This window comes from Deinococcus sp. (assembly GCF_025362455.1).
Lineage (GTDB): Bacteria > Deinococcota > Deinococci > Deinococcales > Deinococcaceae > Deinococcus.
The window spans coordinates 1-21,761 of record NZ_JANYGJ010000234.1 but is presented as its reverse complement, the minus strand read 5'-3'; the positions used below and the strand labels follow the sequence as shown (position 1 = coordinate 21,761).

The 21,761-nt window shown below is 64.4% G+C and carries 19 protein-coding genes; 10 read left to right on the top strand and 9 right to left on the bottom strand.

Annotated elements, in window-relative coordinates:
* Window positions 1-214 precede the first annotated feature (214 nt).
* Window positions 215-1,357 carry a hypothetical protein gene (locus Q0R23_RS16495; protein WP_293914758.1) on the bottom strand — a complete coding sequence of 381 codons (1,143 nt, stop codon included), beginning with the start codon at window positions 1,355-1,357 and terminating at the stop codon, window positions 215-217.
* Window positions 1,358-1,561: 204 nt separating this feature from the next.
* On the bottom strand, window positions 1,562-2,371 hold the full coding sequence (locus Q0R23_RS16490; protein WP_293914756.1) for an RNA methyltransferase: 810 nt from the start codon (window positions 2,369-2,371) through the stop codon (window positions 1,562-1,564).
* 106 nt (window positions 2,372-2,477) lie between these two features.
* On the opposite strand from Q0R23_RS16490, the gene Q0R23_RS16485 reads away from it, so the two are divergent.
* The 4 genes from Q0R23_RS16485 to Q0R23_RS16470 all read left to right on the top strand — a co-directional run bounded on the left by Q0R23_RS16485 (window position 2,478) and on the right by Q0R23_RS16470 (window position 8,728).
* Complete coding sequence (locus tag Q0R23_RS16485) at window positions 2,478-3,365, top strand: hypothetical protein (RefSeq protein ID WP_293914755.1); 888 nt, start codon at window positions 2,478-2,480, stop codon at window positions 3,363-3,365.
* 235 nt (window positions 3,366-3,600) lie between these two features.
* Complete coding sequence (gene uvrA / locus Q0R23_RS16480) at window positions 3,601-6,759, top strand: excinuclease ABC subunit UvrA (protein ID WP_293914753.1); 3,159 nt, start codon at window positions 3,601-3,603, stop codon at window positions 6,757-6,759.
* A complete protein-coding gene (locus tag Q0R23_RS16475) occupies window positions 6,756-7,523 on the top strand; it encodes a hypothetical protein (RefSeq protein ID WP_293914751.1) in 768 nt (255 codons plus the stop codon). Before uvrA ends, Q0R23_RS16475 begins: the two co-directional genes overlap by 4 nt.
* 11 nt (window positions 7,524-7,534) lie before the next feature.
* The gene (locus tag Q0R23_RS16470; protein WP_293914749.1) at window positions 7,535-8,728 is read left to right on the top strand and encodes a hypothetical protein; all 1,194 of its coding nucleotides are present in this window, start codon (window positions 7,535-7,537) and stop codon (window positions 8,726-8,728) included.
* A 67-nt stretch (window positions 8,729-8,795) separates the two neighbouring features.
* Here Q0R23_RS16470 and map read toward each other — a convergent pair whose 3' ends face one another.
* The gene (gene map, locus Q0R23_RS16465) at window positions 8,796-9,557 is read right to left on the bottom strand and encodes a type I methionyl aminopeptidase (protein ID WP_293914748.1); all 762 of its coding nucleotides are present in this window, start codon (window positions 9,555-9,557) and stop codon (window positions 8,796-8,798) included.
* Between the two features lie 160 nt (window positions 9,558-9,717).
* On the opposite strand from map, the gene Q0R23_RS16460 reads away from it, so the two are divergent.
* From Q0R23_RS16460 to Q0R23_RS16450, 3 genes are all read left to right on the top strand, one after another.
* The gene (locus Q0R23_RS16460; protein ID WP_293914747.1) at window positions 9,718-11,196 is read left to right on the top strand and encodes a diguanylate cyclase; all 1,479 of its coding nucleotides are present in this window, start codon (window positions 9,718-9,720) and stop codon (window positions 11,194-11,196) included.
* A gap of 345 nt (window positions 11,197-11,541) precedes the next feature.
* Entirely contained in the window at window positions 11,542-12,486 is a 945-nt protein-coding gene (gene msrP / locus Q0R23_RS16455) for a protein-methionine-sulfoxide reductase catalytic subunit MsrP (protein WP_293914760.1), read from the top strand.
* 2 nt (window positions 12,487-12,488) lie between these two features.
* Window positions 12,489-13,172 carry a protein-methionine-sulfoxide reductase heme-binding subunit MsrQ gene (locus tag Q0R23_RS16450; RefSeq protein WP_293914746.1) on the top strand — a complete coding sequence of 228 codons (684 nt, stop codon included), beginning with the start codon at window positions 12,489-12,491 and terminating at the stop codon, window positions 13,170-13,172.
* A gap of 102 nt (window positions 13,173-13,274) precedes the next feature.
* On the opposite strand, the gene Q0R23_RS16445 is transcribed toward Q0R23_RS16450, so the two are convergent.
* Window positions 13,275-13,676: a DUF4259 domain-containing protein gene (locus tag Q0R23_RS16445; protein WP_293914744.1), complete on the bottom strand. Its 402-nt coding sequence runs from the start codon at window positions 13,674-13,676 to the stop codon at window positions 13,275-13,277.
* A gap of 73 nt (window positions 13,677-13,749) precedes the next feature.
* Between Q0R23_RS16445 and Q0R23_RS16440 the strand changes: the two genes are divergently transcribed.
* Entirely contained in the window at window positions 13,750-14,562 is an 813-nt protein-coding gene (locus tag Q0R23_RS16440) for a MerR family transcriptional regulator (protein WP_293914742.1), read from the top strand.
* Between the two features lie 55 nt (window positions 14,563-14,617).
* Entirely contained in the window at window positions 14,618-15,886 is a 1,269-nt protein-coding gene (locus Q0R23_RS16435) for an acyl-CoA thioesterase/bile acid-CoA:amino acid N-acyltransferase family protein (protein ID WP_293914740.1), read from the top strand.
* Window positions 15,887-15,893: 7 nt separating this feature from the next.
* On the opposite strand, the gene Q0R23_RS16430 is transcribed toward Q0R23_RS16435, so the two are convergent.
* The 5 genes from Q0R23_RS16430 to ispG all read right to left on the bottom strand — a co-directional run bounded on the left by Q0R23_RS16430 (window position 15,894) and on the right by ispG (window position 19,527).
* Window positions 15,894-17,159, bottom strand: a complete 1,266-nt coding sequence (locus Q0R23_RS16430) for an MFS transporter (RefSeq protein ID WP_293914738.1) — start codon at window positions 17,157-17,159, stop codon at window positions 15,894-15,896.
* Window positions 17,160-17,309: 150 nt separating this feature from the next.
* Window positions 17,310-17,609: a hypothetical protein gene (locus Q0R23_RS16425; RefSeq protein WP_293914736.1), complete on the bottom strand. Its 300-nt coding sequence runs from the start codon at window positions 17,607-17,609 to the stop codon at window positions 17,310-17,312.
* Between the two features lie 24 nt (window positions 17,610-17,633).
* Window positions 17,634-17,930, bottom strand: coding sequence for a hypothetical protein (locus Q0R23_RS16420; protein WP_293914734.1), 297 nt, complete (start codon window positions 17,928-17,930; stop codon window positions 17,634-17,636).
* Window positions 17,931-18,013: 83 nt separating this feature from the next.
* A complete protein-coding gene (locus Q0R23_RS16415) occupies window positions 18,014-18,262 on the bottom strand; it encodes a hypothetical protein (protein WP_293914732.1) in 249 nt (82 codons plus the stop codon).
* A 29-nt stretch (window positions 18,263-18,291) separates the two neighbouring features.
* The gene (gene ispG, locus Q0R23_RS16410; RefSeq protein ID WP_293914730.1) at window positions 18,292-19,527 is read right to left on the bottom strand and encodes a flavodoxin-dependent (E)-4-hydroxy-3-methylbut-2-enyl-diphosphate synthase; all 1,236 of its coding nucleotides are present in this window, start codon (window positions 19,525-19,527) and stop codon (window positions 18,292-18,294) included.
* A gap of 132 nt (window positions 19,528-19,659) precedes the next feature.
* Between ispG and aceB the strand changes: the two genes are divergently transcribed.
* Window positions 19,660-21,219: a malate synthase A gene (gene aceB / locus Q0R23_RS16405; protein WP_293914728.1), complete on the top strand. Its 1,560-nt coding sequence runs from the start codon at window positions 19,660-19,662 to the stop codon at window positions 21,217-21,219.
* Window positions 21,220-21,761: the final 542 nt, after the last annotated feature.

The window sequence follows — 21,761 nt, the reverse complement described above, 5'->3', positions numbered from 1 at the left end:
TGGCCTGGACGTTATTCAGGAAGCCATCAAGCACTTCGGTGATGGCAGGCTGGAAGTGCTGGCCGCCATCTTCACTGGGTGTCTGCCCTGGAAATCTCACGTCCTGCACGGCCTCAATACGTTTTGACCCCTACAGAGGCGAGCGACCGGACCACATCGGCAATGTGTTTTAAAGTGTGTTTTCAAGCATGACGTACTCGTCTGTCTGCTCCTCTCAATCCGCAGTTCCCGTCAGCGCACTCAGTAAGCGCAGCGCTTCCGTCAGCCGGTGGCCCTGCACCCGCGCCCCACTGCGGGCCTGCTCGGCCTCGAAGGTGTGGCGGGCCAGCGTCAGGGCGTCGGCCCCGGCCCGGCCCAGTTGAGCCTGGCGGCTGGTGATGTCCTGAAAGCGGGCGTAAAGCTGATTGAAGGCCGCCTGGTGGGCGCGGGCCGAATTCAGGGTGCTCTCCATCTGGGCGGCGGCGTCGCGCTCGGCCTGGGCCAGGGCGCTGCGGGCGTTGTGGACCCGCTGGTCGCTGCCTGAGCTGCCCGACTGCCACTCGGCGTAGTTGAGCTGGTGGCGGGCGCGCAGCACGTTGGGGTGCATCGGGACCGCCAGGGCAAAGCGGGTGGTTTCCAGGCTGACGGAGGGCACCTGCGGGTCGGCCTCGGCCACCGATTCGTCGATCAGCGGCGAGAAGGCGTCCAGAAAGGCGTCGGTCTGGGTCAGCATCAGCTTGTTGTGGGCCAGTTGCGGCCCCACGCCGCGCCCGCTGCGGGCCTCGGCGCCCAGCTCCTCGACGGTCAGGCGCAGCACCTCGCGCTGGGTCCGGGCGCTGCGCACCTGATCGGCGACCTCCACGCGGGCGTGATCGGCCCGCAGGTTGCCCAGCAACTCCTCGGTTTCCCAGCGCCTCACCTCAGCCTGGGTGGCCTGCACGTCCCACTCGGCGGCGCGTTCCAGGTTGCGCAGGTCGGGGTTGGCGCGGATGCCCTCCAGGCTGCGGGCGGCGATTTCGGTGTGGGCGCGGGCCAGCAGCAGCGGCAGGTCATGGGCGCGGCGTCCCCAGCGGACCGGGCCGGGCGCCGGGGCAATCGTGCCGGTGCTGGCCGGGGCGGGGCTGGGGGTCGATTCGGCGAAATGCGCCAGCAGGGTGGTCGCGCCTTCCAGCCAGCGGTCGGCGCGGGCCTCGCCCATGTTGGCGGTGAAGCTGGTGTACACGTCTTGCAGCACGGCCACCACGTCACGCGACCCCAGCGGGCGCAGAGCGGGCCAGCCGCGCCGGGCCACCGCGCCCTCGATGACCTGCTCGGCTTCGCGCACGCCGATTTCGGCGGCCAGTTGGCTTCTGAGCCATTCACGGTAGGGGTCGTTCATGGGTCGTCCTTATCCAGTTCGTGTTGATGTCGGCTGCTCAGCCTGAAGGGGGGTGCTTTTGTTATTGCGCTTGCCGAGTGCCCCGAACACCCGGTGAAGCGTTCACCGAATCCAGCCAGGGCGGAGTTCTCTAGCCCGTCATATCAGGCCATTCATATCAACAGGTTCACAGGCTCTGTTCACAAGCCCTGTTCGCAGGCGCTGTCAGTTCGCGCCCGGCAGCCACGCCTGCCGTTGCCGCAGCGACTCGTACAGGATCAGCGCCCCGGCGGTGGCGACGTTGAGGCTGTCGGCGGTCCCCTGCATCGGAATGCTCACGCTCAGATCGGCGGCCTGTGCCCAGAAGTCGCTGAGTCCGGCGTGCTCGGTGCCCAGCAGCAGCGCCAGGCGGCCCGTGAGCGGAGCGTTCCAGTACGTTTGCGGGGCGTGCGGCGTGCAGGCCAGCAGGGTGAAGTCGCGTTCGCGCAGCCACTTCAGAGCATCCTGCTCAGGCAGCGCCGCCGTCGGCTGGGTGAATAGACTGCCCTGCGAGGCGCGGATCAGGTTGGGGTTGCCCAGGTCGAGGCCGTCGCCGACCAGCAGCGTGGCGTGTGCCCCGGCGCCGTCGGCGGTGCGCAGCAGGGCACCCACGTTGCCGGGTTTCTCCAGGCCGTCGAGCACGAGCACGGTGGCTTGCGGGCCGGGTTCGGGCAAGGGGCGGCTCAGCAGCGGGCAGAGCGCTAGCACGCCGTCCGGACCCTCACGGCCACTGACCTTTTCGAAGGCGGCGCGGGAGAGTTGGGTGGTGGGGAGGGTGCTCAGCGGCAAATCGTGAGCGTCGGCGCTGAAGAGTTCAGGGCAGGTGTAGACCATTTCGGGGACCACCCCGCCGCTCAGGGCGCGGGCGAGTTCGCGGGCACCCTCGATGAGCATGGCGCCTTCGCGCAGGCGTTCGCGCCGGTCACGCAGGCGAACGAGGCGCTTGAGCTGAGCATTCTGGAGGGAGGTGATGGGTTCTGGGGCGGGATGGGTCACGGGGGTAGTATGGCGCGTGAGGTAGGGGCGGGGCGTGCCAACTTTGTGACAGAGCGATGCACAGAATACCTGTAATTTCCGGCTTGAAGTTTAGGAGATGCCCACCATGTCAAATATTATCACCGCATACGATGAAGTCTATAGGACAGACGGAAAGCACATTTCCCGAAAAGACCGAGGCCGTATCTACCATGGGTTGATTAAGGCATATCACCGGTTTGGTTCCTACTGGGTTCGGATTTGCGTCGAATATGACTCAGAAAGACGCTGCATCAGAATTCAGCACGGAAGTGGGAAATGCTATGCTGACCGCGACACCCTCATCGATAGTGACTGGTTTCGCGCCCACTTCGTTCTATGGACTCGGTGGGCAAATGAGGGCTACAGTCCAGACTCCCTGCTAATCGCAGCGAGTAAGGAGATTGTGCAGCTCTGTTCATCTTGGGGTCTGAGCAAGCCAACGGGCGAGAACGCCCGCTACGGATTTGACGCGGTAATGCTCGGCGGTCCGGTAGAAGTTCTCAGCAGCCTGGCACGGCCTTTACCTGGAGACCGTCGGTACTTGCTGGATGTTTCCGGTACATATGAAATACTCACGGATCGGGCCTTTGTAGATATGACCATGCACTTTGATGGTCCAGAGCTCACTTACGACGTAAAATACAGCCCAAAACGATTTATCTTCGATGACTACGGACCGCAGCGGGTTGAGTGGCACTCACTGGCCTGGGCACTCCCGAAAGAGGTATTGCACTTCTTCTCTCTGGAGCCTGGTCTAGATTTTGTTGCTCTCTGCTGGCAAGGCCGGGCCATCCACATTTTGCACCGCCGAGGCTACACCGATTTCGCAAAAGACCCCCAGTATTGGCACGAGCGAGACGCCCTCCCAGCCGGACTTTGCGCCGCTGGCTGGGCCAATCTGGTCAACCCGTCTTACCTCGCCTTCCGCGCCTGGCACGCCGAACAGGTGCGCTTGGCTGACCAAAAACTGTAGGGCTCTTCCGGCTGCCGGATGGAGGAAAGCGGCTTGCTCGGCAGCTCCCCTTCACCCCGCTCCACCACCTGCATCTCGGCACACAGGCACCCTCCCCCGGAGTGCTAGAATGCGACGTTTATCCAGAAGCGGCCCCCTGACTTCTGCCCTCAGCGTAGCCAGGCGCAAGCCGTAAAGCCTCACCCAGACCACATCCAGCCTGTTTACAGGGTTGCTTAAAAGGAAGGTTGTCAGCTTGCAGAACCTGATCGTGCGCGGCGCCCGTGAACACAACCTCAAGAACGTCACCGTCGAACTGCCCCGTGACCAATTTATCGTCATTACCGGGGTGTCGGGCAGCGGCAAGAGCACGCTGGCTTTCGACACCATCTACGCCGAGGGCCAGCGCCGTTATGTGGAGTCGCTCAGCGCCTACGCCCGCCAGTTTCTGGGCCTGATGGAAAAGCCGGATGTGGACGGCATCGAAGGGCTGTCGCCCGCCATCTCCATCGACCAGAAGACCACCAGCCACAACCCGCGCAGCACGGTGGGCACCGTCACCGAGATTCACGATTACCTGCGGCTGCTCTACGCCCGCGTGGGCACGCCGTATTGCCCGGAGTGCGGGCGCAAGATCGAGCGCCAGAGCCCCACCGAGATCACCGACAAGCTGCTGACGGGCTTCGGCGATCAGCGGGCCATCCTGCTCGCGCCGCTGGTGCGGGGGCGCAAGGGCGAGTACCGCAAACTGTTCGCCGACATCCGCCGCGAGGGCTACGCCCGCGTGCGCGTGGACGGCGTGCTCTACGAACTCGACGAGGCCGAGAAGCTGAAGCTCGAAAAGTTCGAGAAGCATGACGTGGATGTCGTCATCGACCGCATCACCGTGCGCGAAAGTGACCGCAGCCGCATCGCCGAGAGCATCGAGCTGGGGCTGCGGCGCGGCGAGGGGCTGCTGCGCGTGCTGTTTCCCGACTCCGGCACTGAAGAACTGTATTCGGAGAAATTCGCCTGCCCCGAACACGGCAGCGTACTGGAAGAACTCGAACCCCGCTCGTTTTCCTTCAACAACCCCTACGGCGCCTGCCCCGACTGCGCCGGACTCGGCAGCAAACGCGAGTTCTCACCGGACCTGGTGATCGACGACGCGCTCAGCATCGCCGAGGGGGCCATATTGCCCTGGAGCAAGAAGGGCACGGGCGGCGGCGTCTACTACTGGGACAAGCTCAAGGCCCTCTCCGAGCACCTGAATTTTGACCTGAAGACGGCCTGGCGCGAACTACCGAAAGCCGCCCAACGCGCCGTGCTGCAAGGCCCCGGCGAACCCTTCGAGGTCATCTACCGGCGGGGCGGCAAGGAAACCATGCGCTTCATGACCGAGTTCGAGGGCGTGATCGCCAACCTGGACCGGCGCTACAGTGAAACCGAATCTGAGTACATGCGCGAGAAGCTCGAGGAACTGATGGAGCTGCGCCCCTGCCCGACCTGCGGCGGCACCCGCTACAAGCCAGAGATTCTGGCGGTGCGGGTCGGCGGCCTGAACATCTCGCAGGCCAGCGGCATGAGCGTGCTCGACGCCGACGTGTTTTTCGGTGGACTCCAGAACAGCGAGGTCAACCATGACGTGGTGGCACCGTATCTGGGCAGCCACGACGGCGGCGCGGCGAAGGTGGCCCGGCCCCGGCATTACGAATACGGCCTGAACACCTTCGGGACGGCGGTGGCGGCGCCGATTCTGCGGGCCATCCGGACCCGACTGACCTTCCTGGTCGACGTGGGGCTGGACTACCTGTCGCTGGATAGAACCGCCAACACCCTATCCGGCGGCGAGGCGCAGCGCATCCGGCTGGCGACGCAGGTCGGATCGGGCCTGACCGGCGTGCTGTATGTACTGGACGAGCCCTCCATCGGGCTGCATCCCAAGGACAACGGGCGGCTGATCGAGACGCTCAAACGCCTGCGCGACCTGGGCAACACCCTGCTGGTCGTCGAGCACGACGAGGACACCATGATGTCCGCCGACTACGTGGTGGACATGGGGCCGGGCGCGGGCGTCCACGGCGGCGAGGTCGTGGCGGTGGGCACGCCGGAGGAAATTAGGGCCAATCCCGACAGCCTGACCGGCAAGTACCTGCGCGGCGAGCTGAAAATTGAAGTGCCCAGCAAGCGGCGGCGCGGCAACGGCAAGCGCCTGAAGGTCATCGGGGCGCGGGAGCACAACCTCCAGAACGTCACGCTGGACGTGCCGCTGGGCACCATGACGGTGGTGACGGGTCCGAGCGGGTCCGGCAAATCGACGCTGATTCACGACATCCTGCACGCCACGCTGGCCCGCGACCTCAACGGCGCCAAGACCACGCCCGGCAAGGCCGACGCCATCACCGGCATCGAGTATCTGGACAAGGTCATCGAGATCGACCAGTCGCCCATCGGACGCACGCCGCGCAGCAACCCGGCGACGTACACGGGCGTCTTCACCGAGGTCCGCGACCTGTTCACCCGCACCCAGGAAGCCCGGCGGCGCGGCTACCTGGCCGGGCGCTTCTCGTTCAACGTCAAGGGTGGGCGCTGCGAGCACTGCAAGGGCGACGGCGTGATGAAGATCGAGATGAACTTCCTGCCCGATATCTACGTGCCCTGCGAGGTCTGCAAGGGGGCCAGGTACAACCGCGAGACCCTGGAAGTCAAATACAACTACAAAACCATCGCCGACGTGCTGGACATGACGGTGGAGGACGCCCACGGTTTCTTCGAGGCGATTCCCAACATCGAGCGCAAGATGCAACTGCTGTGCGATGTGGGGCTGGGCTACATGCGCATCGGGCAGCCGAGCACCACCCTGTCCGGCGGCGAGGCGCAGCGCATCAAGCTGGCCGCCGAGCTGAGCAAGCGGGCCACCGGCAAGACCATCTACATTCTCGACGAGCCCACCACTGGCCTGCACTTCGAGGACGTCCGCAAGCTGATGGAAGTGCTCGAACGGCTGGTGGAAGGCGGCAACACGCTAATAATTATTGAGCATAATCTGGACGTGATGAAGTGCGCCGACTGGATCGTGGATTTGGGACCGGAAGGCGGCGTGCGCGGGGGCCGCGTGGTCGCCACCGGCACGCCGGAGCAGCTCGCCGCCCACCCGACGAGCTACACCGGGGAGTTTCTGAAGCGGGTGCCGGGCATCGTGGCCAGCGCCGCGCCTAACACCGTCGAGACCATCCAGAGCGCCGCACTGGCCGAGCCGGAGCCGATCAAGGCGAAGGCCAAGCCGCGCAAGTCCAGCAAGAAATCAGCCGCTATGGAAGCCGCCGAGCTGCTGGGTGAAGGACTGCTGGGCGATGAGGGCCTGGACGACGAAAGCGCAGGCGAGGACAACCTGGACGAGCTGGTGGAAGCCCCACGCCGCAAGAAGACCGCGTGAGCGCCGCCATGACCGGCAACCGCCGCGACCCGGCCCGTGCCCGGCACGTCGCCTTCGTGGCGAGCATGTGGGTGCTGGGGCTGGCCGCGCTGGGCGTCCTCGCCTACGCCATGACCCTGCCGCTGAGCTGGCCGCAGAAACTGGCCATCTGGGTGGTGCTGACCTTCGTGGCCGACGAGGCGGGCAACTGGTTCGGCTACGCGGCCATTCCGCTGGGCGTGCTGCCGCTGGTCCTCCTGAAGACGCCGCCGGAGCAGTGGTGGGTCATCTTTCCGCTGATCGCCACCTCGCTGCTGGCCTGCCTAGTGATGAAGCACGCGGGCGGGCCGTTCGTGTTGCCCTTCGCCGCCGCCCTGTTCGCCGTGCCGATCATCGGGGTGGCCTTCATTGCGCCCAGGCTCGACGCCAGCATAACCTTTCCGGCCAACAACCAGTTTCAGCAAGTCGCCTTTATCGCCGCCGGAGTGGGGCTGCTGATCAGCCTGATCCGGCAGGTGAGCGTCTGGGTCAGCCGGAGTCGCGCAGCCAGGTCAGAGCGCCGCCCCTACACGCCCCCGCCCAAGCCGATCACCCGTTTCGAGCGCGGGAGTGGGAGAAAGCCGACACCGCCGCTGGTGAAGCCGCCCGCTGAGCCCGTCAGCGACACGGTGAACGCCGCGCTGATCGACCAGGTGTATCCGGCAGCGCTGGGCGAGTCGTCGTCTAACGTGCCGGTGGTGCTGACCAAGAAGGAACCGGAGAAAGAGAGTGGGGAGATGTTGTAAACTCTCAGCAGATGACGAGACACTGCTTTTCCATCTGCACCACCATTCTCCTTTCCTCTGTCAGTACAGGGCTAAGCGAACAAGTCATCTCAATGCCCTCACCCATAGGAGCGCTTTCCGGCGATGGTGAATCCTTATTGAGTCGGGCTTACGGAGGTCGAGACGTAATATATGTTGACGTTACCAATTTATCCACCATGTCCACTAGAACTATTGTTTTGCATCCGCGATGGGGCAAAGGCTCTACAAGTAAGCTATCACAATCCATCATCTACTCCGAAAGGGATGACGCAAGAAAAAAACATTCGTTCTATGACATAAAAATGAGCAAAGATGGTCGATTCATTCTCGTCGGCATCAGACTATTCGGAGGTAAACTTAAAATAGTAGATGGTACCAATATTGAGGAATTTTACGTGGGCAATGATGGGAAGTTTACAGAGGACAGTGCATATCTGATAGGCGGCGACTCTTGTAATCTGAAAGTATTGAGTCTGTCGAATTCAAAAACTTCTTCTATAATAAAACTTTGCAAAAACCAGTCAGCCGATGTCGTATATTCGACAGACTGGATTGACGCAGTGTATAACGACGGCAAGATTCTTGTAGCGAATAACTACAACACGAAACTCTGGCGTTTATCTCTTAGTAACCCAGCTAACAATTCGAAAGTTGCTTTGAAATCATTAATTTATGTCGCTGACGAAAACGAGCCTCCTTACAATGGCGGGCTCTACTACCAGGGCGGCTTTACAAAAGATTCAACGTCTGTCAATTTAAATAAAGATATCGTCGCTGGCGGCGTGGGGCTCAACTCTGAGACAGCCAAAATATACCGTTCGGGAGAACCCTCCGTCGGTTGGGTTCGCACGTTCAGCACGGGGAAAATCAAGTACCAGCTCGTCGGACAAGAAGCTGGCATTTATCAAACCGCAATCAGCTCTGATGGCAAGTATTTAGCAACTCGTAGCAACGATTCAGTCGTCAACCATTGTACAGCCAGGCCAGATTTTAACACACCCGAAGACCCGTTTGGCCCCAAAGACCCACTTGGCGATTCCACATTGGCCCTACGAGACGCGTCGGACGGCAAAATCATTACAATTTACGCTCACGCTTGCTACGGGCCTATATTCTCCAAAGATAGTAAAAAGCTAATGTACAGTGATTATAAATATAATTTGCACATCGTCACCCTGCGTTGATACTCTCATTTAGATTTTTAGAAAAGCACCCGCCATCAACCTGACGGGGCCTTCTTCATCCGCAACTCTACAGCGTCAACAAGTCGTACCCGCTGCCCGTCACCACCAGGGTGTGCTCGAACTGGGCGCTGGGTTTGCTGTCTGCCGTCACCACGGTCCAGCCGTCGGCGAGCAACTTCGTCTCAGGGCGGCCCAGGTTAATCATCGGCTCGATGGTGAAGACCATGCCGGGGCTCAGCTTCAGGCCCGTTCCGGCCCGGCCCACGTGCGGCACGGTGGGGTCTTCGTGGAGGCGGTGGCCGATGCCGTGGCCGGTGTACTCGCGCACCACCGAGTAGCCGCGCGGCTCGGCGGTGGCCTGGATGGCGGCGCCGATATCGCCCAGGCGGGCACCGGGCCGGACCACTTCCAGCGCGGCGTCGAGGCTGGCGCGTGCCCCGGCCACCAGCCCGGAGACCGCCGGACTGACCGCGCCCACCGCGAACGTGTAGCAGGCGTCGCCGTACACGCCGCCCAATTTGACGCCGATATCCACGCCGATGATGTCGCCCTCGCGCAGCTTGCGGGGGCTGGGGATACCGTGACAGATGACCTCGTTGACCGAGGCGCAGATGGTGGCCGGAAACGGGTTGTGGCGCGGGCCGTAACCCACATACGCCGGTTCGGCGCCGCGTGAACGGATAAAATCCTCGGCCACCCGGTCGAGGTCGAGAATGCTCACACCCGGCACCACGTAGGGGTTCAGCACCCGGAAGGTCTCGGCGACCAGGCCCCCCGCACGGCGCATGAGTTCGATTTCACGGGCGTTTTTCAGGACCGTTTTGCTCATAACAAACCAGGCTAGCACGCGCCTGGGGGCTGCGCGGGAGGCCACTCACGATTAACAGGGCAGGATTAACAGGGCACGATTGACGGGGCACGATTGACGGGGCAGGGCCGACCAGGCTCCCACTCCCCTTATCAAAGCCCGGCGTGTAGACTTCCTGAAGATGACCGCCCTGCCGCGCAAGAACCGGCTGGTGCTCTGGCTGAGCCTGATCGTGGCGCTGGGCTTTCTGAGCACCAGTTTGCTCGGTTACCTGGCGGCGCGGGGCACCATTCGCGGCAACCTGACGAAGCGCGAGCTGCCGCTGACCGGCGACTCGGTGTACTCCGAGGTGCAGCGCGAACTGGTCCGGCCCGTTTCGGTTTCCAAACAGATGGCCCAGGACACCTTCCTGCGCGACTGGGTGACCGGCGGCGAGCGCGACGTGGGGCAGATCAGCCGCTATCTGGCGAGAATTCAGGCACAATTTGGGACCAATACCAGCTTTTTCGTCTCGGAGGCGACCCGCAGGTATTACTCCGGCAAGGGCGTGGCGCAGACCGTGCGCGAAACCGATCCGCGTGCCCGGTGGTACTTCCGGGTCAAGGCCATGCAAGGGGACTACGAACTGAACGTGGACCCCGATCTGGTCAACCGCAATACCATGACGGTGTTCATCAACTACCGCCTGCTGGGCGACGAAGGCCGCTTTCTGGGCGTGACCGGCGTCGGCGTGACCATCAACACGCTCAGGGCTCTGCTGGGGCGGCTGGAGACGCGCTACGGCCAGCAGGTCTACTTTGTCAGCAAGTCGGGCGAGGTGGTGCTCAGCAGCCTTCAGGCCAGCGGCCTGCCGGAACGCTCGCGGCGCGGCTCGATCCGCACGCTGCCCGGTCTCTCGGAGATCGCCGCTCAGGTGCTGGCCGGGGCCGGGCAACCCATCACCACCTCGTACCACCTGGGCCGCTCGACGGTGCAGGTCAACTCGCGCTTCGTGCCGGAGCTGGGCTGGTATCTGGTCGTCGAACAAGACGAGGCCGGGGCCGTGGCGCCGTTCCTGCGGCTGCTGGGCATCAACCTGGCGGTGGGCGTCCTGGCGACCCTGCTGGTGCTGGGCCTGACCATGCTGACGGTGGGCCGTTTCCAGCGCCGCCTGGAGGAGCTGGCCACCTTCGATACCCTGACCGGCCTGACCAACCGGGGCGTGGGCGAGGTGCTGCTCGAACAGAGCCTGCGCGAAACCGGGCGCAGCAAGGCGCCGCTGAGCCTGGTGCTCTTCGACATCGACGACTTCAAGCAGATCAACGACGCGCACGGCCACGCCACGGGCGACGCGGTGATCCGGACGGTGGCCCGGCTGGCCCGCGACGCCCTGCGCGAGGGCGACATCCTGATTCGCTGGGGCGGTGAGGAATTCATGGCCGTGCTGGGGGGCTGCGCCGCCGCCCAGGCGTCGATGGTGGCCGAGGAGCTGCGCAACGTCATCGCCGATCACGAGTTCGGGGTCGGCCAGCCGGTGACCATCAGCCTCGGCGCGGCGCAGTACCGGATGGGCGATCTCAGCAGCGCCACCACCGCCCAGGCCGACCAGGCGCTGTACCAGGCCAAGCGGACGGGCAAAAACCGGGTCGCCTCGGCTGGAGACACCGCGCCGCTGTCGTGAGCGTGCTGGCTCGACCGTGCTGGCTCGACCGTGCTGATCTGAGCCGCAACGGTGGTCCAGCTTCAGATCACCGCCAACTGGAACGCGCACAATCGGTGGAGTCCAGACCCCCCGGTTCAGTCACCGCTGTCCAGGCCGCTTCCACCCCGGCGCCGAAAGTAAATCCAACGCGCTCTTCACTGCGTATATCTGAATAACGAGCCCCTTGCGCTACCGAAGTCTTTGCGCCCTCAAGGAGAAGCCATGATCCCCGAATCCGATCAGCCGCACACCGACGACCAGCACGCCGACGAGCAGCATACAGACATCCAGACGCCAAGCATTCAGACCCCCGTTCGCCCCAGCATGCAGCATCCCGGCGAGGCGCCCAACTCCCGGCGTGAATTCCTGCGAACCGGCGCGTTGTTTACCGGCACGGTGGCCGCGCTCGGCGGCGGGCTGGAGCTGCTCAGCCGTCGGCCCGGCGCAGCCGCCGAGAGCGCCCTGCCCGGTCTGGTGGGTCAGGCCAAGAAAGCGCTGGGGCCGTATGACACCTCCGAGCCCGTCACGCCCTACGCCCAGGCCACCGGCTACAACAACTTCTACGAGTTCGGCACCGACAAGGCCGACCCCGCCCGGCTGGCCGCCAGCCTGAAACCGCGCCCCTGGACCGTGAAAATCGACGGCGAGGTGAAAAAGCCGATGACGGTGGACATCGACACCTTGCAGTCCTGGTTCCCGCTCGAAGACCGCATCTACCGGATGCGCTGCGTGGAGGGTTGGAGCATGGTGATGCCCTGGCTGGGCTTTCCGCTCTCCGCGCTGATCCGCCGCCTGAACCCCACCGGCAAGGCCAAATACGTGCAGTTCACTGCCCTGCTCGACCCCAAACAGTTTCCCGGCCAGCGCGGCGACGTGCTCGCCTGGCCCTACGTGGAGGGGCTGCGGCTCGATGAGGCGCTAAGTCCGCTGGCGTTCATGGCGGTCGGGCTGGCGGGCCGGGTGCTGCCGGGCCAGAACGGCGCCCCGCTGCGGCTGGTGGTGCCCTGGAAGTACGGCTTCAAAGGCATCAAGTCCATCGTGCGCATCACCCTGACCGAAAAGCAGCCGCAGACCACCTGGGCGCAGTCGGCGCCGGGCGAGTACGGCTTTTACGCCAACGTCAACCCCAAGGTCGATCATCCGCGCTGGAGCCAGGCCACCGAGCGCCGCATCGGCGAGCTGAGCCGCCGCCCGACGCTGATGTTCAACGGTTACGCCGATCAGGTCGGCTCGCTGTATTCCAACCTCGACCTGAGAAAGAACTACTGACCATGACCGAGATCAAGCAGACCACCAAGAACGCCGCGCCGAAACCCGCCGCCCGCAAGGCCGCTGGCAAGCTCGGCTGGCTCGGCCCGGCGGTGGTGGTCGGCGGGCTGCTGCCGGTGGCGGTGCTGGTGCTCGACGGCTACAGCGGGGCACTCGGCGCCAACCCGGTGCAGCGCGTCGAGTTGCAGACCGGCGTGCTGACGCTGGCCACACTGGGGCTGTCGCTGGCCTGCACGCCGCTGCGGCTCTTAAGCGGCTGGACCTGGCCCGCCCGCATCCGCAAAGCGCTGGGGCTGCTGGCCTTCCTGTACGCCGCGCTGCACTTCCTGGTGTACCTCTTTGACAAGGGCGCCTTCACCGGCACCTTCGGGGTCCAGACGGTGGTCGAGGACGTGCTCAAGCGGCCTTTTATTACGGTGGGCTTTCTGGCGCTGCTCTCCCTCATTCCGCTGGCGCTGACCAGTTTCAGAGGCTCGGTCAAACGACTCGGCTTCGCCCGCTGGACGGCGCTGCACCGCCTGGCGTACCTGGCCGTGGTGCTGGGCGCGGTGCATTACTGGTGGGGCGTCAAAAAAGACCACACCGAGCCGCTGATCTACGCCGTGGTCATCGGCGTGCTGCTGCTGGCGCGGGTGGTGTGGAAGGGCAAGAGGAAGGTGATGCCCAGCCCGACGATTTCGAGCTGACTGGCTTCGTCCTGATCGGCTTCGTCCTGATTAGCTTCGTCACTCTGCGCCCGCGCTGCCCACATCGGCAGGCGGGCGCGTTCACATTCGGAACAACCCGACTCACGCCAGCGCGTCTCGCAGCCGGGCCAGGTTGCCGGTCCACTCGTCGCCGCCCTCGCTGGCGGCAAAATGCCTGACCAGCTCGGAATCGCCGCCCGTGACGCGGCCCAGCGCCTCGGCGCCCAGCTCGCGCATGTTGTCGAGTTCGCCCTCGTCCAGACTGCCCAGCCACTCGCGCAACCTGGCGTCCATGATGGCCTCGGTATCGTTGCTCAGGTGCGCCACCAGAATCTCGGCGGCGGCCACGGCGCGGGCACCTTCCTCCCCGGCCACGAACTCGGTATCGGGATCGAGGACCACCTCGAAGGCTTCCTGCAAGGCGAAGGCGCCGTCCTCGCCCACCTCCTGAATAAACAGCCTGGCCGCGTCGTTGTCGAAAGCCTGCGTTCCCCAGATGTCCATGTGGAAATCGTAACAGGTGAAGCCAGGGAAGATGGCGCGGGCTTGACTCTCAGGTGGCCTGAGACTCCAGACTGTGGAAGCCGGACAGAACTGGGAGGTCAGGATGCAGCGGCTGATGTCGATTGGGCAATTCTCACAACTGGTTGGCCTGAGCGTTTCGGCGCTGCGCTTTTACGCCGATCTCGGCCTGCTGCGTCCGGTCCAGGTCGACCAGGACAGCGGCTACCGCTACTACGCCCCGGAGCAGCTTGCCGTGGGGCAGCGGGTCGCGGCGCTGCGGCGCCTGGAGCTGCCATTAGACGAGCTGAGCCGCTTGCTGGACGCCGACGCCGCCCAGAGCCGCCTGATTCTGGAGCGCCATGAACAGCGGCTACATCAGCGCTTTGAGCTTCAGCGCCAGCACCTTCAGGATGTGGGTGCCTTGCTGAGCGGGCAGCGCAGCCTGCCAGAAGTGGAGACGGCGTATCGCCAGTGGCCCGACCAGTGGGTACTCAGCCTGACTGGCGCGGCGCCTACCGAGACGTTCGACACCTTTTATCGGGAGACGCTGAGCGAGTTGCGTCGGCAAGCCGGATCGGCGGTCAGCGGTGACGACTTCGGGCTCTACCACGCCGACGAGTATCTGGGCGGGCCATTGCAGGTAGAGGTCTGTCTGCCGGTTCAAGCGACCATGCCGGTGACCGGGCTTGCCGTAACGGGGCAGGTGCGGCTCCTTCAGCTTCCGGCCTGCCGGGTCATCTGTGCCCTGCACCGCGAGGACTGGCGGACGTTCGGCCTGACCTACGCCGCCCTCTACAAAGCGGCCAGCCAAGCGGACCTGAAGACCGGCGCCTCGTACACCCTGAGCCGCCCGGAAGGCAGCGAACTCGGATTCCTGCTGCACTGAACCCCGTGTTCTCAACCCCACACTGCCCGGCCACCTGGTCGGGGGAGGTTTTCTCATGCATATTGAACTGCCTGCCGCCGAACTGATCAGCAAACCCTTCTCGCTAGTGGTTTCCGGGTTGCCGCCGGACGTGGAGACCATCCTGCACACCGAAACGCAAGACGGCTCCGGCGAAACCTGGTCAGCCCAGGCGACCTTTCTCAGCAGTCCTGAGGGCCACATCGACGTGGCGCAGATGGCCCCGCTCGCAGGCAGCTACAGCGGCGCCGACGTACAGGGGCTGATCTGGAGCATGCGCCCCCGCGCTGATCTGCGCCCGGTTTGGTTCGAGCTGCCCAGCGGGGGCTTTGCGGTCACCGTCCAGGCAACTCAAAACGGTCAACTGCTGGCCGAGGCGAGCACGCTCCGACGAGCCCGTTCCCCCGGTCTGCGCGAGGAAGTGGTGCAGGAACAGGGGCTGTTCGGAACGCTGTTTTCTCCGCCACCGGGTACGCCTCTGCGCGGCGCCGTACTGTCGCTGGGCGGCTCGGAGGGCGGCCTGCACAGCGTGGGGGCCGCGCTGGCCGCCTTGCTGGCCTCCCAGGGTTTCGTGGTGTTGCAACTGGCCTATTTCGGGGCGCCCGGTCTGCCCGAAGCGCTGATTAACATTCCACTCGAATACTTCCGTTCTGGGCTGGCGTACCTGCGTGAACGCCCGGAGGTCGGCGGCAAGCGGGTGGGCGTCACGGGCGTCTCCAAGGGGGCCGAGGTGGCGCTGCTGTTGGGTGCCACCTATCCGGACGAGATTGGGGCGGTGGTCGCCGTCGCCTCCAGCGGAATGGTCTTCGAGGGGATTGACCGGGAGGGCACGCACCCGGCAGGCGTACCGATGTCGTCGTGGTCGCTGGACGGCCAGCCGCTGCCATATCTGCCCTACCCCCCCGGCTGGACGGCCATGTTTGCAGGTCCGCCGCCTTTCCTATTGACGCCGGTCCACCGCCGGACCATGCAGGGCGCCTCGCAAGGCACGCTGGCCGCCGCGACTATTCCAACCGAGCGCATTCAGGGGCCGGTCCTGCTGGTCACCGGGGGCGAAGATCAGGTCTGGAATGCTTACGAGCTGAGCCTGGTCGCCCAGCGCCGCCGCGAGGAAGCCAAGCTACCGGTCAGGCACCTGAGCCATCCGCAGGCCGGACACTTTCTGAGCCTGCCGGGCCTGCCTACCGACCGCTTTCCGGAAGCGGGCGGCGAGGCGTGGGCCGACGCGCAGCTTCAACTCCGGGCCTGGGCACTGCAACTGAAAACGCTGGCGAGCGTCTGGGAGGCTGATACGGCCTCCGGGTAAGAAAACCTCACCGCTTCAGCTCAGCTCCCTCCCCTCCCCGCGCTCCGCCCTCCCGCCGCGAGAGCCACACCGCCAGCACCAGCAACGCCGCACTCAGCGCCGCGATCAGCACGAACAGGCTGTGCGGCGAGGCGGCAAAGATGGCCCCGGCCAGGCCCGCCGCCGGAATGGAACACAGCAGCGTCAACGTCTGGACCGCCGAATACAGGTCCGCCGTGCCCTGAGTCGGCAATCGGGCGAACAGCGCAGCGTCGCGGTAGGTCTGGGTCAGGAAGGTGGCGCCGCCGATGACCGCCACCACCACCAGCATCAGCGCGGCGTTGCCCGCCGGGACGAGCAGCAGCGCGGCGGCGCCCAGCAGTCCGAGTGAGCGCGTGAGCACCAATGTACGGCCCAGCGGCAGGCCAGCCAGGCGGGGCAGCCCCAGCCAGTACAACCCCACGACCACCGCCGCCCCGACCACCGGCACGAAGGAGAGCGTCTGGGCGCTGAAGTTGAGCGTTTCGCCCAGAAACAGAATCTGAAAGAGGCTGAGCTGCTCGATGAACACCGTCAGCAGATAAAACACGGTCATACTCTGGAGGCCGGGGTGAGAGCGCAGGGTCGCCACCATCCCCAGCGCGTGCCGGACGCTCTGAACCAGACCGAGTTGGCGGTGCTGGTCCATCGCCGCCTGGCCGGTCTGGGTCTCCTGGGAAATGGCGTCTCTCCACACGAACATGACGGTCATGCCGACGCCGCCCAGGGCGTAGAAGCCGCGCATGGTCGCCTCGACGCCGGAGCGGGCGATGACCAGCCCCACCAGCGGCGTCATCAGGCCGCAGACGGTCACGATCAGGTTGATGATGCCGAAAACGCGGGCACGCTGGCGCTCCCCCACGTCCTCGATCAGCAGCAGGCTCCACGACACCGCCACGATCCGCCCGCTGGCGCTCAGGGCCGCCGCCAGCGCGAAGGCCGCAAACGAGTGCGCGGTGGCCCAGACGAACATCGGAATGGTCCACGAGATCAGGTCGCCGATCAATGTGGTGCGTTTGCGCCCGAAGCGGTTGGTGATCGGCGCCGCCAGCGCCTGAAACCCGAACGAGAGCGCCAGCGTCAGCGAGCCGAGCAGCCCGATCTGGGGACTGGTGAGCCCGGCGCTGCGCATGTACAGCGGCGCGTAGTACAGCACCACCGTGCCGAAGACGCCCCACAGCGGCTCCATCAGAATCAGGTTGCGGGCGTTGCGCGGCAGGTCGGCCAGGGCGGAGAGCTGAATGCCTCTAGCCACCGGAATTCCAGTTCACCGGGATATGATCCAGAGCATAGGTATTCAGGATAGTACGCTGTCCTCCAGCACGTTCTGCGCAGACCGTTTGGCGGCGGTATCGAAGGCGAGGGTGTCGAAGGCGGGTGCGCCCCAGGTGTTCATGGCATCAGGTTAGCGGGTGTAGGCGCTGTCGTGGTCAGGGTGAAGAGAGATGCAATGCAAATAGTTGCCCCGCCGCACGCACAGGAGCCGCATGCTCTGGGTGACACGCAGGGAATAGAGCCTTTCGCCCTGCGGCCCGGTCTTGGACCTGACCACTTCCCAGTTGAGGCCAGGATGCTGATGCAGCATGTCCCAGTCCATCTGAATGAGGCGAACACATGTGTTGAGGACGGCGTTACGGTTATTTTTGTCGAGGGCCAGCAGATCACGCTGGAAGGTGGGAGCATTCCAGTCCAGCTCAAGGTTCACAGTGCTGGACTCACAGCATCAGGCTCACAGCGCTCTGAGCTTTTCAATGTCTTCCAGCGTTACCGCCTGAGACGGACTACTCTCCATCCATTCAAACGCTTCGTTCAGCTTGGCCTGCATTTCCATGGTGTGCAACCAGCGTTCGTTGTCCGGCACGACGCTGGCGGTGCGGACCAGCCAGACGCCCGGCTCACGCTTTTCGATCACCACCGTTTTGCCCGCGTATGCCTTGCCGAAATAGAGTTGACCGCTCGCGCCGATGGTCTTGATTTCGGCCTCCCCAGCCGCCTGAGACCGGACAGGTTTATCCTCGGTGGTCATGCTGCATGGTAGCACGCCTGCATGACAATATTGCCCGGAAGGCCACGGTTCTACGAAGCCTGGCTTGCCAGTTGAACCGTTCCTCAGCCTTCATCCTCCGGCTCGTAATGGTGATGTGGCTGCAAGGCCGACGAGAACGAAGCCAGAAAAGCAGCGCTCCGGTGATGTGGTGTTGTCGGCCTGAAGCTGCCGCGCTCCACCGCCCAGTCGTAGGCGCTGAGATCGAGCGGATACCAGGTCAGCATCCCCTCCAGCGAATGTTGCCGGACCCAGGCTTCCCCCGCCTCCAGCGTCGTGAACACGGCGGCGCTCTGGCGGGCCTGGGCGCCCATGAAAATCCAGACCCCAGCTTCAGCTTCGCTCAGACGCCCACGCCGCGCCCGTAGCGCTCCTCGACGTACTTCTCCATCAGCGCCTGAAAGTCCTCGGCGATGCGCGGCCCCTTCAGTGTGGTCAGCAGCTTGCCGTCCTGGTAGACCGGGGCGCGGGGGTCTTCCCCGGTGCCGGGCAGACTGATACCGATATTGGCGTGCTTGCTCTCGCCGGGGCCGTTGACGATGCAGCCCATGACGGCGACCTGCATCTCCTCCACGCCGGGGTAGCGGGCCTTCCAGTCGGGCATGCTGTCGCGGACAAAATCCTGAATTTTCTGGGCCAGCTCCTGAAAAAACTGCGAGGTGGTGCGCCCGCAGCCGGGGCAACTGGTGACCTGCGGCAGAAACTGGCGGATGCCCAGCGACTGCAAAATCTGCTGCGCCACTTCCACCTCCAGCTTGCGGCTGGCCCCCGGCTCCGGCGTGAGTGAGACGCGGATGGTGTCGCCGATGCCTTCGGTGAGCAGCGGCGCTAATGCCACGCTGCTCGCCACGATGCCCTTCATGCCCATGCCCGCCTCGGTCAGACCCAGGTGCAGTGGGTAATCGCACTCGGCGGCGAGCTGCCGGTAGACCTGCCACAGCTCCGGCGCGCTGCTGACTTTCACCGAAATCAGGATCTGATCGTGGGCGAGGCCCAGCTTCTCGGCGTAGTGGGCGCTCTCCAGGGCCGAGACGACCATCGCGTCGATCATCACGTCGGTGCCCGATTTGGGGCTGCCTTTGTGGGCGTTCTCGTCCATCAGCCGGGCCAGCACCTGCTGATCTAAGCTGCCCCAGTTCACGCCGATGCGCACGGGTTTGCCGAACTCCTTCGCCACCTCGATCATGGTGGCGAAATTGGCGTCGTGATGCTGCCCGGCGCCGACGTTGCCGGGGTTGATGCGGTACTTGGCGAGCAGGCGGGCCGCTTCGGGGAACTCGCGCAGCAGGATGTGACCGTTGTAGTGAAAGTCGCCCACGATGGGCACGCTCAGGCCGACCTCCGAGAGCCGCGCCACGATTTCCGGCAGGGCGGCGGCGGCCTCGCGGGTGTTGACCGTCACGCGCACGAGTTCAGACCCGGCGCGGGCCAGTTGAGCCACCTGAATGGCGGTGGCCTCGGCGTCGGCGGTGTCGGTGTTGGTCATCGACTGCACCACCACCGGATGCCCGGAGCCGATCAGGACGCCGCCCACGTTGGCGGTGACGGTCTGGCGACGAGTGGAAGAAAGGAGCGTCATGGGTTGATTGTAGGCCGGGCAGGCCGGGCAAATGGCAGGCGAGTTCACCGGACAGCGGGACTTCACGGCTGCCCTGAGTTTGAGTTTGGGCTTGGGTTGAACGAATGCCCATGCCAACCGTACTCTGAGGCCATGACCGCTCCCACCGAGGCCGTTCAGATCAGCGCTCCCGTCACGCCCGACTTCGCCCGCATCCTGACGCCGGACGCGCTGAACTTCGTGGCCGGGCTGCACCGCACCTTCAACGCCCGCCGCCTGGAACTGCTGGAGGGGCGCGAGCTTCGTCAGACCCGGCTGGATGCGGGCGAGCTGCCGGACTTTCTGCCGGAAACGCTGGGCGTCCGCGAATCCGCCTGGACGGTGGCGCCGCTGCCTGCCGATTTGCAAGACCGCCGGGTCGAGCTCACCGGGCCGGTGGACCGCAAGATGATCATCAACGCGCTGAACTCCGGGGCGCGGCTGTTCATGGCCGACTTCGAGGACGCCTCCTCGCCCACCTGGGAGAACGTGATAGCGGGACAGCTCAACCTGCACGACGCCGTGCGCCGGATCATCAGCCTCGACACGGGCGCCAAGCAGTACCGCTTAAGCGAGCAGACCGCCGTGCTGATCGTGCGGCCACGCGGCTGGCATCTGCCGGAAAAGCACGTCACGGTGGACGGGCAGGTGCTGGCCGGGGCCTTGCTGGACTTCGGGCTGTACTTCTTTCACAACGCCGCCGAGCTGCTGAGCCGGGGCAGCGGGCCGTACTTCTACCTGCCCAAACTCGAATCGCACCTTGAGGCGCGGCTGTGGAACGATATTTTTATCTACGCACAACGCGAGCTGGGTCTTCCCCAGGGCAGCGTCCGGGCCACCGTGCTGATCGAAACCATTCTGGCCGCCTTCGAGATGGACGAGATTCTGTTTGAACTGCGGGACCACTCGGCGGGGCTGAACTGCGGGCGTTGGGATTACATCTTCAGCTATATCAAGAAGTTCAGAAACGACCCGACCAGGCTGCTGCCCGACCGCGCCCGCGTCACGATGGGCACGCCGATGATGGAGCACTACAGCAAGCTCGCCATTCAGACGTGCCATAAGCGCGGCGCCCCGGCCATCGGCGGGATGAGCGCCTTTATTCCGGTCAAAAACGACGCGGCGGCCAACGAGCGGGCCTTCGCGCAGGTCCGGGCCGACAAGGAGCGTGAAGCCAGAAACGGCCACGACGGCACCTGGGTCGCGCATCCGGGCATGGTGGCGCTGGCCACCGAGGTGTTCGACGAATTCATGCCGACGCCCAACCAGATCAGCTCAGGCAAGCAATCGGACCTCAGGGTCACGGCGCCGGACCTGCTGACGCCGCCGCAGGAGAGCGTCACCGAGGCGGGCGTGCGGACCAACATCAGCGTCGGCGTGCAGTACCTGGCCGCCTGGCTGCGCGGCAGCGGCGCCGTGCCGATCCACAACCTGATGGAAGACGCCGCCACCGCCGAGATTTCCAGGGCGCAACTGTGGCAATGGCTGCACCACCGCGCCGTACTGGACGATGGCCGGACGCTGACGCCGGAGCTGCTGGACGCCTTGTTTGCGGATGAGCTGAGCAAGCTGGGCGAGGACGCCGCGCAGGCCGGGCCGCTGTTCAGGCAGGTCGCCACGCAGACGCCGCTGGTGGACTTTCTGACGCTGCCGGGGTACGCGGCGCTGGAGTGAGGGCATGGACCGTGCCCACCGGGCACAGCAGCCGTGAACGCAGCAGCCGTGAACATCGACCTCGTTCAAATCAATGACACCGCTCCACGAGCTTTCGTCATCCATGTTCGGGCCTAGAGCAGATGTCATAAAAAGGGTCTTTTTATGACCGAGCGGAGCGAGTAAGTACACCAACGTTTATCTTTGGATAAACCGAGCGGAGCGGCCAAGCGTCCTCATGGGCGCTGTTCTGGCCAAGAAGCGAGTATTGGAAAAAGTACGGCCAGGCGGGAGTGGAGGGATGGAGCGCCCTTTGCGGAATCCCAAAACGGTAGCCTGGCCGTACTTAGTTTTGACTGAGCAGGACGCAGAATGGAGGCGCAGGGAGGCTGTTTTCCCCGTGGCGTAATTCGGAGTACTACTCTAGTACATTGATTCTGAATTTATGATATCCTAAGTGATGCCAAGACGAAAGCAGATTCACCCAGTTGAATTGACCCTGGAACAGCAGCACATTCTCGAAGAGCTTACCAGTAAGGGCGCTATTCAGGTTCGTGTCTACA

Bases quoted from the DNA above. Each gene is read 5' to 3' on its own strand.
- Q0R23_RS16495 (WP_293914758.1), bottom strand. From the start codon at position 1,357: ATGAACGACCCCTACCGTGAATGGCTCAGAAGCCAACTGGCCGCCGAA.
- Q0R23_RS16485 (WP_293914755.1), top strand. From the start codon at position 2,478: ATGTCAAATATTATCACCGCATACGATGAAGTCTATAGGACAGACGGA.
- Q0R23_RS16470 (WP_293914749.1), top strand. From the start codon at position 7,535: ATGACGAGACACTGCTTTTCCATCTGCACCACCATTCTCCTTTCCTCT.
- map (WP_293914748.1), bottom strand. From the start codon at position 9,557: ATGAGCAAAACGGTCCTGAAAAACGCCCGTGAAATCGAACTCATGCGC.
- Q0R23_RS16460 (WP_293914747.1), top strand. From the start codon at position 9,718: ATGACCGCCCTGCCGCGCAAGAACCGGCTGGTGCTCTGGCTGAGCCTG.
- msrP (WP_293914760.1), top strand. From the start codon at position 11,542: ATGCAGCATCCCGGCGAGGCGCCCAACTCCCGGCGTGAATTCCTGCGA.
- Q0R23_RS16450 (WP_293914746.1), top strand. From the start codon at position 12,489: ATGACCGAGATCAAGCAGACCACCAAGAACGCCGCGCCGAAACCCGCC.
- Q0R23_RS16445 (WP_293914744.1), bottom strand. From the start codon at position 13,676: ATGGACATCTGGGGAACGCAGGCTTTCGACAACGACGCGGCCAGGCTG.
- Q0R23_RS16435 (WP_293914740.1), top strand. From the start codon at position 14,618: ATGCATATTGAACTGCCTGCCGCCGAACTGATCAGCAAACCCTTCTCG.
- Q0R23_RS16420 (WP_293914734.1), bottom strand. From the start codon at position 17,930: ATGACCACCGAGGATAAACCTGTCCGGTCTCAGGCGGCTGGGGAGGCC.
- Q0R23_RS16415 (WP_293914732.1), bottom strand. From the start codon at position 18,262: ATGGGCGCCCAGGCCCGCCAGAGCGCCGCCGTGTTCACGACGCTGGAG.
- ispG (WP_293914730.1), bottom strand. From the start codon at position 19,527: ATGACGCTCCTTTCTTCCACTCGTCGCCAGACCGTCACCGCCAACGTG.
- aceB (WP_293914728.1), top strand. From the start codon at position 19,660: ATGACCGCTCCCACCGAGGCCGTTCAGATCAGCGCTCCCGTCACGCCC.